Here is a 14,057-nt window from a genome sequence, read left to right on the forward strand (position 1 = left end):
TCTGCCTTCGCCCAGGCGCCGGCGGCCCTCCGGCCCCGCCCCCGACGGCGCCCGACGAGGCGCACCCGCTCGCCCTTGAACCATCGATTGGCCTACCGACGGCGACGGCGTCGCCAGCCCGCGAGCACGAGGCCGAGGACGATGCCCGCGACGCCTCCGGGCGCCGCGGCGCCCGGCGCGGCAACCGCACACCCGGCGTCGGGGCTCGGCTCCACGCACCGACCGTTCGAGGCGCAGATCGTGGGAGCCACGCAGTCGTTGCTTGACGCGCAGGACTTGCCGCAGACACCGCTCCCGGAACACTTGTAGGGTGCACACTCCGCGCGCGCGCCGAAGGCGTCCTTCGAGGTGTGGTCGTCCACGCACGTGGCGCCGGGACCGCAGAAGACCTCCCCGCGCTGCAGGCCGTCCTTGACGGTGCCGCAGATCCCGTCGTCGACGCCGGAGCTCTTGACCGCGGCGGCGCAGGCTTGGCACGTGCCGTTGCACGCCGTGTCGCAGCACACGCCGTCCACGCAGAAGCCGGTGGCGCACGCCCGGCAGCTCTCCCCGGCAGCGCAGGCGCACGCTGCGCCCGGGGCCCGCCCAGCGACGCACGCGCCCGCCGCGCAAAAGAAGCCCTTGGCGCACGCCGCGTCGGCGGCGCAGGACGACGGGCACGACGCCGCCACACCGTCGCACAGGTACGCGCAGGACCCCGACGGTGGAGCGCCCTGCTCCGCCGCCCCACAGACCCCGGGCGCCGCGGGCCGATCGCATCGGGCGCACACCCCGTCGCACGCGACGTCGCAGCAGACGCCGTCCACGCAGAAGCCGGTCGCGCAGGCCGCGTTGGAGGTGCACGCCTCGCCGCCGGTCCCACGCAGCAGCTCCGCCGCGGCCGGGTTGGTGATACCGCCGCCCACGATCAGCACCAGGCCCTGGGGCAGCAGGCTCGCGGTGTGCGCGCCGCGCGCGGCGAGCATCGAGCCGACGGACGTGAAGCCTCCGCCCGTAGCGCGGGGGTCGAAGACCTCGGCCGCGGTGAGGTACAGGGAGTTGCCTCGGTCGCCGCCCGCGATGAGGACCTTGCCCGTGGGCAGCACGGTCGCCGTGTGGCTCTTGCGGACGCTGCTCATGCGCCCCGCTGGGCTGAATCCGCCACTGACCGGGTCGAAGAGCTCGGCCGTGGCCTCCAACGTCGATTCCGACGACGAGCCACCGGCCACGAGCACGCGGTCCGACGGGAGCAACGTGGCGGTGTGCAGCGCGCGCCCAACGGACATCGACCCCGCGGCGCTGAAGGCGTCCGCCGCCGGGTCGTAGAGCTCCGCGACCAGCGGGTACACCCCCTCGGCGGAGCCGCCGGTGATGAGGACCTTGCCCGTCGTCAGGATCGTGGCGCGGTGGAAGTTGCGCGCTGCGCCCATGGTCGCCGTGTAGCTGAACGCGCCCCTCCCCCCGTCGCCGGCGGGATCGTAGAGTTCGGCGCTCGAGCGAACCGACCCCGGGAACGAGGAGCCGCCCGTGATGAGCACCTTGCCCGAGCGGAGGGCCGCCTCGGCGTGGCGGTACCGCGGCGTGTTCATTCGCCCGGTCGCAGCGAAGGTGCCGAGCGCCGGATCGTAGAGCTCGGCGCTCGATAGGTACGTCGGAAGCGTGGGCGCCGCCCGGGCGCCGCCAGCGACGAGGACCTTACCGGACGGAAGCGTCGAGGCGGTGTGGTCAAACCGCCCCTCGAGCGGAGCGCCCGTCGCGGCAAAGGCGCCGGCCACGCCACCCGCGAGGTCATAGAGCTCCGCGCTCGCGAGGCCAAACACGCCGTCGCCGGCCCCGCCCACGATGAGAACCCGACCCGACGCGAGCACGCTCGCGGTGTGCAAACCGCGGCCGGTGACCATCGAGCCCGTCGCGCCCCACACCGGATCGACGACGGCGGGATAGGCGACGCCGCCGCCCCATGTGACCCGCACGGTGCAGCGCGCCGCGCCCGGGCGGACCACCGGGCGGCCCCAGGGGCCAACCGGGCTCGTGTCGTACGCGCAGCCGCTCACCGCGAGCGTCGCCTCGTGGCGCTTCCCCTTCGCGTCGAGGAGGTATGGAGGCGCGACGCGAAGGGCAGGCGCGCCCGTAGCATCGAGGAACTCGAGCGTGTTGCTCACGAGGCGGAGCCCCGGGACGCGGGCGACCCCTACCGAGTAGCGGAGCTCCTCGACGGCGGGTCGGCTCTCGAAGACGGCGAAGTCCTCCGTGCCCTCCGCGCTCACGTGGTGCACGAGGTCGGCGCCCTCGAGCGCGCCGCGGTAGACCGCGACGTCGCCCGCCACCTCGATGGGTGTATCATGCACCCGTTCCAGGGCAAAGCTGAGCGCGACGTGCGAGGTCTCGTCCTCGAGGAGCACCTCCTCCGACGCGCGGAGGGGCAGCGCGACGCTCGCCGCGCGAGGGACCTGCGCGCGCGCCTCGGGGGTGATGACGGCCCGCGCGTGGAGCGCGTCAGACCCGCTGGCGACCTCGAAGCGGTCCACGGCGACGCGCCGGGGCGTGGGGTCTGGCATCGCGACCTGCGCGACCTGCCCGAGACGAGAGCGCGCTGCGCGACGGGCGAGAGGGAGGCGCGCGCCCAACTCCGCGAGCCGACGGGCGGCCGTGGCCGACTGGGGCAGCACGGCGGCCGTCGCGTGGGGCGACCCGGCGTCGCCCTCCGCGGACGCGAAGGAGCGCGGAGCGTCGCCGCAGCTCGGAATGACGCACCCGAGGCCCACAAGAACGGCGCACCCGACGCCTCGACGAAACTTCATGCTCTCTCTCCCGCGCCACGGAGGCCCGTCGCCACGTTAGCCCACCCTGCCGGGCGACGTGCAGGCGTGGAGCGCTCGATCGCAAAGAGACAGCGCGGCCGGACTCGACCGGGCGAGGCGTTCTCGCAGCCTGAAGCGTCAGGGCGCGGTGTTCCCGCACGCGACGGGCTTCATCGTCGCGACGTCCGCGCCCCCTGCGACCTGGCCCGCCTGCTCGATGAGCTCCCTCACGGGGGTGGTGTCGAAGCGGGTGATCGCCGTCTCGCGCCGGGGCGAGCTCATGCCGCCGCGGCGGTGCGACTGGATGCCGATCAGCCGCCCGCTGGACGTCTCGACGACGGGCGCGCCGATGTCGCCGGCGCACGGCGCGCGGTCGATCGTAAGCCGCCCGTTCTCGCGCTCGATGACCCGCGCGCGCTTCACCTCCTTGCCGCCGTCGCAGCGATCGAAGCCGAGGGCGTCGACCTTCGCGTCCGGCCCGGGCGCGCTCGCGAGGTCGAGCGGCACGACCCAGGGCGCCGCTTCGCTCAGCACGACGACCACGAGGTCGACGTCGCGGCGCTTGCACGCGGGGATGACGACGTGCGACGCCTTCCGCTGCGCCCAGGCCAGCGAGCCCGACGCGATCTCGACGCGCACCTGGTCGTCCTTCTTGGCGGCATCGAGCGCGTGCACCCCCGCCTCCTGCTTGAAGCAGCGCCGTGTGGTGCCGATGAGGCGCGGGCCGAGCACCACGCCGGCGCACGCGACGTTGCCCGCGTGGACGTGGACCATGGCCCGCTCCTGCTTCGTGCTCACGAGCGGGTGCTCGGGCTCGGCCCCCTCGGGCTCGTCCTCGTCGGGGTCCACGGCGGCGGCGGTCGGCGCCACCGTGCCGGTGCCCGACAGCCCAGGGCGCTCCATGTTCACGAAGCCCACGCGGCCGCCGCAGCCCGGCGTGGCGAAGGCCGCGAGCGCGAGCGCCGCCCACGGGGCGAGGACCTCGAGCGCCCGAGCGCCCGCCCACGAAGAGCCGCGATGAGCGTGTTTTTCCACGCTCCTAGCGTACGGCGGATCGGTCGGGGCCGTGGCAACTATCGACGCCGCGAGCGCAGGCTTCGATGACCTTCGATTCCGTTCGCGGCGGGAGTCGAGACGATGTGAACGCCGCCGGTCCGCCCCCGACAGCTGCTAGGCTGCGCTCCCGTGAGACCGCCCGCGACTCCTCCTTCTTCCCCCACGCCCCCGCGGCGCACGCTCGCGCGGCGCCTCCAGGGCGCGGCGCGCCTGGCGCTCGTGGTGCTCGCGCTCAGCACGCTCGGCGCGGTGGGCCGCACGGCGCGCGCCGCCGAGCTCGACGCCGAGACGCTCATCTCCCAAGGGATCGCCCTCCGCGAGCAGGGCAAGGACGACCAGGCCCTCGAGCTCTTTCGGCAGGCCGAGGCCAAAGGGAAGACCCCTCGGGCCACGGCGCAGGTCGCGCTCGCGGAGCAAGCGCTCGGCATGTGGGTGCTCGCCGAGGCGCACCTCGGGGGGGCGCTCGCCGCGAAGGGCGATCCGTGGATCGAGAAGAACCGCGCGGCGCTCGAGGGCGCGCTCGCGGTCGTGCAGAAGCACGTGGGTGCGCTCGAGGTGCGCGCGAACGTCGCGGGCGCCGAGGTGTACATCGACGGGACTCTGGCGAGCTCGCTGCCTCGGGCGAGCGCGCTGCGGATCGAAGTAGGACCGCGTCGCCTCGAGGTGCGGGCCCCTGGCTACCACCCCGTCGCCCGCTCGGTCCTGATCTCCACCGAGGCCCTCGCGCGCGAGACCTTCACGCTGGCGCCGCTCCCGCCCCCTCCGCCGCCCGCCTCCGGGCGAACCGGCCCCCGCGAGGCCCCTCCCCCGCTCGTGCTCACGACCCCCACCAACGTGCCTCGCACCGTCGGCTGGGCGCTGCTCGGCGTGGCAGGCGGCGCGGCGGTCTTCGGCGGCGTGTCGTTCCTCATCCGCGAGGTCCAGACCGGCCGCTACAACGACCGCACCGACTGCCCCGGCGTGGACAAGCCGGGCCAGCCCGCGGCGTGCCAGTCGATCCTCGACGCCGAGGCGACCTGGCGGACGGTGGGCGTCGCCTCGTTCGTGGGCGCTGGAGTCCTCGCGGTCGGCGGGCTCGGCCTCGTGGTGTTCGCTTCGAGCCCGAAGGCGTCCACCGCTCCCAGAGCCGCGTGCGCGCCCGCGGGTCTCAGCCTCCAGTGCGCTGGGACGTTCTGACGCCGCGGCGCGCCGCCGAGCGCGCACGCCCCGCGAGTGCTAGGGTGCCCCCGCCATGAAAAAGCGCTCACGCCACGCCGCAGCCGACCGGCTGTTCCCCGCGCTGCTCCCCGCGCTCGTCGCCGCGATCACCGCGGCCGCCTGCGGGAGCCGCGGCCCGCTCGACGACACGCCCTACGGGAGCGCGTCCGACGCGTCGACGGGTGACGGGAGCACGACGCCGACGCCGATCCCCGTCCCCCTCCCGTCGGACGGCGGCGCGGACGGCCGGATCGGTCCCGATCTGCCTCCCATCGTGGACTGCGGCCTCTGCCTGGCCACCGAGTGCGGTCAGCCCATTCTGGCGTGCGTCACGAACCCCACCTGCCAGCAGGCGTTCCAGTGTGTCCTCGCGACGTGCGGCGCCTCGCTCGACCCGGCCTGCATCCTCGGATGCGCGAAGACCTCGCCCGCCGGCGCGCTCCAGCTCTTGTCGATCTTTCAGTGCGTGACCGGCAAGTGCGGGCCGGACTGCGGCGAGGTGCTCGGACAGCTCGGCGGCGGGCTGCCCGGCTTCCCCGGGACGCCCGGGCGCGACGCGGGCACGCCTCCGCGGCCCGACGGGGGCCCTCCCCAGCCCGATGCGGGGCCGCGACCTCCGGGTGTGCCCGCGCGCGACCCCCGCGAGGGCCGAGAAGCGCTCGAGCGCGCTTTCTCCGCGTGGCCCGATCTCCTCACACCGAGCCGCTGACTCGCGGCGTCCCCGGGCGATGCGCCCGGACACGCGCCGGCGTCGCGCCCGACGGGGCGCCCCGCGTCGCGCGTCGCGCCCCGCTCGCGCCCACTGTCGTTTCCGAGGGCTCAGGGGCCGCAGAAGCGGGTGCCGACCGCCTGCAGCCACCGGCCGTAGTTGAGCCCGTAGGTCGCAGGGTTGCAGAAGGCCGCCGCCCCACCAAGCAGCGCCGGGAGCGCGCACTGGGCCGCCTGGGTGGAGCTGGTCGCGCACTGTCCGCCGGGCCGGGTCGTGCTGGTCTTGCAGGCGTCGCCAGCGCCCGCGGGGCACGCGCCGCAGCTGGTGCCGAGGCAGTCGGCGGCGCAGCCGAGGTTGCGCAGACACCCGGCGTTCACGAAGGGCGAGACACACGCCGCGAGGCCCTTGCCGAGCGACGGGAGGTTCGGATCGAAGAACGGCGACTGAAAGTTCGCCATACAGGTCCCGCAGCCGGGCTCGGTGGCCGCGAGGAACGCGTAGTAAGCGACGCAAGGCGGCGTGTCATGGCCACCCGCGCACGCGGCCGCGGCATCGGACAGAGCGGCGGCGGAGCACGCGCTGGCGCCCTGGCGGAGCACGGGCTGCGAGACACCGGCGGGGCACGCGGGGTACGGCGCGGGGCAGGTGGCGGCGCCGCCGCAGACGCGGGGCACGGCGACCGTGTTGCAGGTGGTGCCGGTGGCCGCGCAGTCGCCGCAGACCGCGCCCGCAGAGCCGCAGGCTCGGTTCGTGAAACCCGCGAGGCACCTATCGCCCTGGCAGCAGCCGGGGCAGTTGGCGGCCGAGCACGCGGGCGCCGAGCAGACGCCGCCGGGGTTGCAGGTGCCGGCGCCGCAGTCACGGCACGCTTGGCCTCGCGCGCCGCAGGTGGCCGCGTCGGTGCCCGGCACGCAGGTGTTCCCGTCGCAGCATCCGGCGCAGTTCGCGGGGCCGCAGGTGGGCGCGCCGCCGCAGAGGCCGCCGGCGCCGCAGGTCTGGCCGGTGCCGGCGCAGTTGAGGCACTGGTCCCCCTTCGCGCCGCACGCCGTGTCTTGGTCGCCCGCCGTGCACGCGTCGCCAATGCAGCACCCGGCGCAGTTCGCCGGACCGCAGGCCGGGGGCGTGACGCAGGTGCGCCCGTTGGGCTGCTCGCGCGGCGCGCAGACCTGTCCGCGCGGCGTGCAGTCGTTGCACGCCTCGCCGCCTCGCCCGCACGAGGTGCTGTCGATGCCCTCGGTGCAGGTGCCGCGCGCGTCGCAGCAGCCGCCGCAGTTCATCGGACCGCAGCGGCCGATGCCCTCGCAGAGCCCGCCGCCGCCCGGGATCGGGCCGCACGTGGTGCCCTGGGCCGTGCAGTTCTGACACGCCTGGCCCTTGGCGCCGCAGGCGGTGCCGTCGGTGCCGACCTGGCACTTGTCGCCGACGCAGCAGCCGTTGCAGTTCGTCGCGTCGCACGTCGTGCCGCCGCACACGCGGAGCTTGGGATCGCACGCCTGCCCCTTCGACCCGCAGTCGACGCAGGCGCCCGCCCCCGTGCCGCACGCGAGCGCGTCGGTGCCCGGGAGGCACACCGAGGCGCCCGCCGTGGTCACGCAGCAGCCCGCGCCGCAGGTCGTGGCGTCGCACGTGGCCACCTTCTTGCCGCACGCCTTGCGCGTCGCGTCGCAGGTGTCGAAGCCCGTGGCGACGCAATCGGCGCACTTTCCACCAAGGTTTCCGCAGGCTTGCACATCGGTGCCCACCCGGCACACCCCGCGCGCGTCGCAGCAACCGGTGGGGCAGGTGCTCGGACCGCAGGTGCCCGCGTCGGGAGAGGCGTCGGGCGCCCCGTCGACCCGCGCGTCGGCCGTGACGCCTCCATCGAGGATGGCGTCCTCGAGGCTCGAGCGCCCGCACCCGGCGCCCGCCGAGGAGGTCAACCCGGCCAGACCCAGCACGAAGACGGCAGACGTGGCGACCCGCGCGGCCGGCGAGGCGCCGGCGGCGCCGCCCTTGGAATGAAGCTTGTTTTTGCGCATGTGCGTTCGGTCCGGGCCCGCTCCTGTGGCCCGGCGCGGCGTGGACGCCGCGACCCGTAGGCCGGTCCAGCAGCGTAGCGCGGGACGCCCCGGCAGACCAACTCTCTTGCGCGCGGCCCGCGCTCGCGCCGTGCGCGCGGCGGAGCTTGGTGCCCGGACGCATGCACCGCGGCCACACCCCCCGAGACGAGCGGCCGGGTCGCACGTACGCTTCGTCCATGGCGCCGCTCCGGGACCTCTTCGCGCCGCTCTCCGAGCCGCTCGCGCACCGGCTGCGCGAGGCGGTGCTCCGCGCGCTGCGCGAGCTCCCCTGCGACGTCACGGTCGGACCGGTCACCCTCGAGGGCTCCCGCGCCACGCTGGACGAGGTGACGCTCTCGAAGAGGGCCCCAGGCGGCGAAGTGCGGGTCGTGGCGCGGCGCGTGATCTTCGGGCTCCGCCCCCAGGGCTGGCTCGTGCGCGACGAGCCCGAGCTGTGCCTCGAGGCGATCGACGCGACCGTCGAGGTCCTCCCCCCCGCCCCGCTCGCGCCCCTCCGCGCGGTCCTTCGCTTCCACCCCAGCGGGCGGACCGAGCGCTGGGTCGACGGCCACGCGTTCCTCGAGGGCGCGGGCCTCTCGCTCTCGACCGCCGTGAAGGCGAGCGCGATCGAGGTGACCCTTGGCGAGCTCCGCCTGTCGGGCGCGCGCACCGATCTCCGGGGGTGGCTCGCGCTGGGCCTCGGCGCAGCGCCGCGCGTCGCGGGTGGGCTGTCGGGTCGCCTCGCGCTCAGCGATCTCCCGCTCGCGCCCCTCGCCTCACTCCCGATCGACCCGCGCGAGCTGGCGGTGCAGGTCGCGCTCGACATCGACGGGCGCATCGGCCACGGCGCGCTCCCGGACGGGCGGCTCACCCTCACCGCCGTAGGCGCCGCGCTGCGGGCCCCCCATCAGCGGCGCTTTCTCCCCCACCTCCGCCTCGAGCGCGCGCGGTGCGAGGCGCGCGTCCACGGCGGGCGCGTGGACCTCCGCGCGGAGCTCGAGCCCAACGGCGGGGGCCGCGTCAACCTCGAGGCCGAGCTCGGGGCCGCTATCCACGCGACGGTGCGTGAGCTCGCGCCGGCGACAATCCAGCTCGCGATCCAGCTGGCGCTCGATCTCGCGAACGCGGGGGTGCGCACGAGCCGTACGGCGCTCCACGGCGCGCCGGTCTCGGGGGTCGTCACGCTCGACGCGGGCCGCCTCCACGCCGAGCTCGACGCAGCCGCGATCACGGTCGATCTCGACGGCGCCTCCTTCCCGCTCGACCGTCCGCGGCTCGTACTCGACGGCCCCGTCCGCGCCCCGGATGTGCGCCTCGAGGCGTCCCTCGACGGCGGCGCCCTGTCGTTCGCGCGCCACGCGGACGGCGTCCTCTCGCTCCACGTGCGGGAGGCCCGCGCGCAGCTCTTGCCGCGCCTCGCCGCGATGGACCCCGGGATGCCCCCGCTCGTGGTCTCGGGCGAGCCCTCGCCGCCCGGCGCGATCGTCGTCCCACGGGGCCTCTCGATCACGCTGGAGGCCCGGCCGGCGCCCGACGCGCTCTTGGCCGAGCTCACGCTCGAGGGCGAGGGCACCCGCGTCGTCGTGCACCTCGACCAGCACAGCGGGCTGCACCGCGCCTCGCGCGTGCTCGGCCACGTCGCGCTCGCGCACGCGACCGCGCTCCTCGATCGCGCGGGATGGGCTCCTGGCCTCACGCTCTCGGGCGAGCCGCTGATGCTCGATCTCGCGCTCCTCGGCTCCACGACCGCGCGCGACAGCGCTTCCACCGCGGGCACGTGCGCGCTCTCCTCGGCCACGCTCACCTACCAGGGCCGCGCGCTGACCTTGGGACCGATGTCGGTGCGGGCACACCTCGCGCCCACATGGCTCGCCTTCGACGAGCTCGACGCGCGCGTCGGGCGCGGTGTGGTTCGGGCCGCAGGCGTCGCGACCTTCGGGGGTGAGGCTCCGCAGGCGCGCGTGCACATGGTCTGCCACGACGTTCGCCTCGGGCGAGGCGAGCTCTTCCCCGAGGGCGCCCCGCTCGATGGACGCGCGTTCGCGCACGGGTGGATCGCGCTCACCGGCGCCGGACTCGCGCACGCGCGAGGCGAGCTCCGCGGGAGGGTCGAGGCGCCGCGCTACGCCTTCCTCACGCGAGCCACGGCGAGCCTCGACCGCGTGGGGCTGCCCCCGGTGCCCACGGAGGGCGACGGCCCACTCGAGGCGCACGCCGTGCTCGAGGGCGGCGCGCTCTGCGTGCGCTCGCTCCGCGCGAGCGTCCCGGGCCTCCGCGCGAGCGCTCGCGGGGAGGCCCGCGCCGAAGGCCAGCTCCGGGCGGAGCTCGCGCTGGTGGTGGACCGCGCGTGGCTCTCGCAGCGAGCCCTCTACGCGCTCCCCGCCGCCCTCCTAGGCCGCGTCGACGTGCCGGTCGCGCTCCGCGGCTCGGTGTCGCGCCCCGCCGCCCGCGCCGAGATCGCGAGGGCCGTCTTGAAGAGCCTCGGCGACAGCTGGAGCCGCGCGTGGCGCGACCTCGGCGTGGAGTCGACCACGCCGCGCGCGCTCGGCCCGCGCTCCCTCCTCATTCCGGACGCGCCGCTCTCGCCCGAAGAGGCCGCGCAGCTGCGCGCGCTCGTCGGCGGGGCGCTCCCCCTGGGCGCGCTCGGGGAGCTGGCAGCGCGGTTCACGGAGGGCGCACCGACGGAGGACGTGTGATGAGCGACGAACCGATCCCGCGAGCCTCCTTCTCGACCTGCGCGGGGAGGGCTCGGGGTGCGGGGTGCCCACGCAGCGTGGGGCGTCGCGCGTGCGCGCTATTCGATCGAGCGCTCTTCAAGCATGAACACGACCTCCGCCGTCATCTGGGGTGTACTCCGGTGAACAGGCCCTGCTTCCACAGTTGCCCAGGAAGGTCGCCCTCTTTCCGCTAGGGCGCGCAGTTGCTCGCTGTCTGATCCTCTGGTGATCGTCGTGAAGCCGGATCGCTCTTCCAGCCAGTAGATCTCGCTCAGCTTCGCCCCGTTGAGAAAGTCGGGGCCCGTGCTCACCGCCGATCCTCCCCGCGCCCCAACTCGGGCTCGCACGCCTCGCACAGCGACTTGCACACCGGCGGCCCCCCCTGTCTCGAGCGAGACGGGGCCTCTTCGCGTGGGCCCGCGGCCGAGCACTGGCCGCGCGCCCGCGCGACGGCGAGGGGAGCCCGCCCGGCGGGCTTTGAGCGGGTCTCCCTCGGGGCGCTCCGTGCGCCGGCCTTCAGGCCGGCGTTCCGTGGGAATGTGCCACCGAAGGGGCACACTCCCCGTGGGCGCCTCAAGGGCTCGCGAGGCGACGGAGGGTGAACCTGCCGTCGTACTTGCACGCGTCGTCCGGCACCCTCGCGTCACCCCCGAGCTCTAGGACGCCCACACCCGCCGCGCTGAGCGTGAACGTGGCGGCGTTGTAGGTGATCGTGAGCGAAGCCGAGAACGTGCACGACGACGGCGCCACGAGGGTGCCCACCGCGCCGCTCGTGCTCAGGGTGATCTGGCACGCCGGGGAGTCGGCGTTCGTGCCCTTCACCTGGCCGTTGCCGAGATCGACCAGATCGAAGGTGTACGTGCCGTTGAACGCGAAGTCGGCGCTGGCGCGGCACTGGGTCAGGTGGTCGCGCGGGGGAGGCGCGTCCGATCGCCAGCGGCCCACGAACGCAGCCGGCCCCGTGGCCAGCGCGACCGGCGGCGCCTCGTCGACCGGCGCCTCGATGCCGACGATCTGGTTGCAGGCGAGCCCAGGCAGCAGCACCAGCAGAGCGATCACGTGGCTCCGGGCTCGGACCATGGCTAGAAGCTCCCCTGGAGCGACGCGCCTGCGCCGTCCGGCGAGCAGGCGGGCGCGAGCGAGGCGCTCGGCCTTCCGCCGCGGGACGAGCCGTTCGTGAAGAGCAGCGTCAGGCCGCCCGCCGCGAGGACCCCGCCGACGACGAAGAGCACGGTGGACACGTTCCCCGCGGCGAGCGCGTCTTCGCGGAGGGCCTTGCCCGCGGCGTTGCACACGTTCCCACGACAGCCGCCCGAGTCGAGGGACTCGCGGTTCTTGGAAATGGCTCGGACACCGAAGTAGCCACCCACCCCCGCGGTCACCACCCCGGCGGCCGCGGCGACGAAGGCGACCGTGCGGAGCGGCGAGGTCTGCGCCGGCTCGGCGGGGCCCTCTGTTGGGCGGTCGGGGGCCAGCTGACGCGGCGCGGCCGGTTGGCTGGCCAGCGCGGCGAGCGCGGGCACCGCGACGAGGCGCGTCTCGCCCTCGCGGAGCGACACGCGCGACGCGAAGGGCGCGCGACCGGGCGCGGTCACCTCCACCGAGTGCTCGCCCGGATCGACAGGGATCTCGACGCCGTAGCCGGCGGTGACGACCACGCCGTCGCGGCGCACGACCACGCCCGGCGTCGCCTTCACGTCCGGCCCCACCGACACCACGAGCCGCGCGAGCCGGGGCTCGAGCGCCTCGGCGCGCTCCTTCGCGGCGGCCGCGCGATCGGCGCGCCCCTCGCGCGTGGCCCGCGCGGAGACCTCGAGGTACTCCGACCACGCGCTCGCGAGCTTGCCCTCCGCCTCGTGGCACGAGGCCAGCGCGAGCTGCGCGCCGCTGACGGGGTCGAGGCGGAAGCTCTCGGCGAACAGCGGGCAAGCCTCGGCGTAGCGCTTGGCCTCGAACAGGTCGTGTCCCCGCTGAAAGAGCGACTCGGCCGCGGCCGTCGTCTGCGCGCGCGCGACACCTGCGCAGAGCCCGAGGGAGATCACGAGGGCCAGCTGAGGAGAACGTCTCGGCATTTCAGTTCCTCGTGGCAGGCATGAGGCTACCCGGCCCCGCGGGCGCAGGCGCAGGCGCGGGCGCAGGCGCGGGCGCAGGCGCGGCTGGCGGAGGAGGCGGAAGAGGCACGGAGGCCGGCTTCCCAGCGCCTGGGACGCGCGCTGACGAGGGTCGCGCGCTCGCGGCGGCGGCGGCGGCGGCGGCGGGGACGACGGGCGCACCAGGCGCGGGTCGCTCGCTGGCGGGCGCGCTCACGGCGGGCGGCGCCTCGCCCGAGCGCGGGGGGGCCGAAGGGGCGGCCACGGCGGCCGAAGCGACCCCGGGGGCTTCGAGCGCAGGCGGCTCCCCCGCCCCAGGCCCGCGCGCCACGTGGCGTGCCGCGAACCCCGCGAGCCCCGCGAGGAGCGCTGCGCCCGCGGCGAGCGAGAGGGGGCCCCGAAGGGGCCGCGCGCGGGGCTCGTCGCGCTCCCCCGGCCAGACGTGCGGCTCGTCGGCCGGCACGGGCACCGCGCTCGCGGCGACCGCGGCGACCGCGGCGTTCGGGACAGGAGCCCGCGCAGGCCCGTCCGCGGGGGCGAGCGGCAGCGTGGCGCCGAACGCGAGCGACGTCGCGTCGCGCACCTCCGGGGCCGCCGGCGCAGGCCGGGGAGCGGGCGAGTACGCCGTCATCGCCAGCGCCGCCGCGAGCTCGCTCGCGCCGGCGTAGCGGGCCGCGGGGTCCTTCTCGAGGCACCGCAGCACGACCGCCTCGAGCGCGGGAGAGAGGCCGGGGCACGACGCGGAGGGGGGCCGCGGGCGACCGTGCAAGATGAGCTCGCTCAGATCCGGCAGGGACGTGGCGAGGAACGGCAGCTCGCCCGTGAGCAGCTGGACCATCACCACCCCAAGGGCCCACACGTCCGTGCGCGCGTCGACCGAGCGCACGTCGTTGATCTGCTCGGGGGACATGTACAGCGGCGTGCCGAGGAACGCGCGCGTGGCGGTGAGCGGGGTCGGCGTCGTGGCCTTCGCGATGCCGAAATCGAGGATCTTCAGCGCGGTGGCCCCGGTGGGTCGACGGGCGAGGAAGAGGTTGGCGGGCTTCAGATCGCGGTGCACGATGCCCCGCTCGTGCGCCTCGGCGAGGCCCTCGCAGGCTTGCAGCATGAGGGCGATCACCTCGCCGCTCGGGAGCGGACCTCGCCGCGCGAGGGCCGCCGCGAGGTCCTCGCCTTCGAGCAGCTCCATGGCCATGTAGGGCGCGCCGCTCGCGAGGCAGCCGACGCGGAACACGCGCGCCACGTGGTCGCTCTGGAGCGCGGCGACCGCCCTCGCCTCGCGCTCGAAGCGCGCAGCGGCCTCGCCGCCCCGCCCCTCGCCGAGCAGCACCTTCACGGCCACGCGCCGATCGAGCTCGGGCTCCCGCGCCACGAAGACGGCCCCCATCCCGCCCTGCCCGAGCAGTCGCTCGACGACGTAGACGCCGTCAACGAGGTCTCCGGGCCGAAGAGGGGCTTCCACGCGACAA

10 protein-coding genes are annotated in these 14,057 nt (G+C 75.5%); 3 read left to right on the plus strand and 7 right to left on the minus strand.

The genetic code is table 11. The annotated features are described in order from the left end of the window. Positions 1–92 precede the first annotated feature (92 nt). Together IPQ09_00890 and IPQ09_00895 are read right to left on the minus strand one after the other, a co-directional pair. A complete protein-coding gene (locus IPQ09_00890; GenBank protein MBL0192776.1) occupies positions 93–2,780 on the minus strand; it encodes a hypothetical protein in 2,688 nt (895 codons plus the stop codon). 138 nt (positions 2,781–2,918) lie between these two features. Continuing rightward, complete coding sequence (locus IPQ09_00895; protein MBL0192777.1) at positions 2,919–3,815, minus strand: trypsin-like serine protease; 897 nt, start codon at positions 3,813–3,815, stop codon at positions 2,919–2,921. Between the two features lie 150 nt (positions 3,816–3,965). On the opposite strand from IPQ09_00895, the gene IPQ09_00900 reads away from it, so the two are divergent. Together IPQ09_00900 and IPQ09_00905 are read left to right on the plus strand one after the other, a co-directional pair. Continuing rightward, complete coding sequence (locus IPQ09_00900) at positions 3,966–5,012, plus strand: PEGA domain-containing protein (GenBank protein ID MBL0192778.1); 1,047 nt, start codon at positions 3,966–3,968, stop codon at positions 5,010–5,012. A gap of 55 nt (positions 5,013–5,067) precedes the next feature. After that, a complete protein-coding gene (locus IPQ09_00905; protein MBL0192779.1) occupies positions 5,068–5,742 on the plus strand; it encodes a hypothetical protein in 675 nt (224 codons plus the stop codon). Between the two features lie 110 nt (positions 5,743–5,852). Here the strand turns inward: IPQ09_00905 and IPQ09_00910 are convergent, their stop codons facing one another. Further along, on the minus strand, positions 5,853–7,760 hold the full coding sequence (locus IPQ09_00910) for a hypothetical protein (protein MBL0192780.1): 1,908 nt from the start codon (positions 7,758–7,760) through the stop codon (positions 5,853–5,855). Between the two features lie 218 nt (positions 7,761–7,978). Here IPQ09_00910 and IPQ09_00915 point away from each other — a divergent pair, with 218 nt between their 5' ends. Then, on the plus strand, positions 7,979–10,477 hold the full coding sequence (locus IPQ09_00915) for a hypothetical protein (protein ID MBL0192781.1): 2,499 nt from the start codon (positions 7,979–7,981) through the stop codon (positions 10,475–10,477). A 98-nt stretch (positions 10,478–10,575) separates the two neighbouring features. On the opposite strand, the gene IPQ09_00920 is transcribed toward IPQ09_00915, so the two are convergent. The 4 genes from IPQ09_00920 to IPQ09_00935 form a co-directional block, all read right to left on the minus strand. Continuing rightward, a complete protein-coding gene (locus IPQ09_00920) occupies positions 10,576–10,809 on the minus strand; it encodes a hypothetical protein (GenBank protein ID MBL0192782.1) in 234 nt (77 codons plus the stop codon). Positions 10,810–11,071: 262 nt separating this feature from the next. After that, positions 11,072–11,578 (minus strand): hypothetical protein, encoded by a 507-nt coding sequence (locus tag IPQ09_00925; GenBank protein ID MBL0192783.1) that lies wholly within the window; start codon positions 11,576–11,578, stop codon positions 11,072–11,074. 2 nt (positions 11,579–11,580) lie between these two features. Then, positions 11,581–12,570, minus strand: coding sequence for a hypothetical protein (locus IPQ09_00930; GenBank protein ID MBL0192784.1), 990 nt, complete (start codon positions 12,568–12,570; stop codon positions 11,581–11,583). Position 12,571: 1 nt separating this feature from the next. Continuing rightward, on the minus strand, positions 12,572–14,050 hold the full coding sequence (locus IPQ09_00935; GenBank protein ID MBL0192785.1) for a serine/threonine protein kinase: 1,479 nt from the start codon (positions 14,048–14,050) through the stop codon (positions 12,572–12,574). Positions 14,051–14,057 lie beyond the last annotated feature (7 nt).

Source organism: Myxococcales bacterium (genome assembly GCA_016720545.1).
Taxonomy (GTDB): Bacteria; Myxococcota_A; Polyangia; order Polyangiales; family Polyangiaceae; genus JAAFHV01.

What these genes read in the sequence shown, in the direction of transcription:
- IPQ09_00890 (MBL0192776.1), bottom strand. Translation starts at nt 2,780, where the DNA reads ATGAAGTTTCGTCGAGGCGTCGGGTGCGCCGTTCTTGTGGGCCTCGGG.
- IPQ09_00905 (MBL0192779.1), top strand. Translation starts at nt 5,068, where the DNA reads ATGAAAAAGCGCTCACGCCACGCCGCAGCCGACCGGCTGTTCCCCGCG.
- IPQ09_00910 (MBL0192780.1), bottom strand. Translation starts at nt 7,760, where the DNA reads ATGCGCAAAAACAAGCTTCATTCCAAGGGCGGCGCCGCCGGCGCCTCG.
- IPQ09_00915 (MBL0192781.1), top strand. Translation starts at nt 7,979, where the DNA reads ATGGCGCCGCTCCGGGACCTCTTCGCGCCGCTCTCCGAGCCGCTCGCG.
- IPQ09_00925 (MBL0192783.1), bottom strand. Translation starts at nt 11,578, where the DNA reads ATGGTCCGAGCCCGGAGCCACGTGATCGCTCTGCTGGTGCTGCTGCCT.
- IPQ09_00930 (MBL0192784.1), bottom strand. Translation starts at nt 12,570, where the DNA reads ATGCCGAGACGTTCTCCTCAGCTGGCCCTCGTGATCTCCCTCGGGCTC.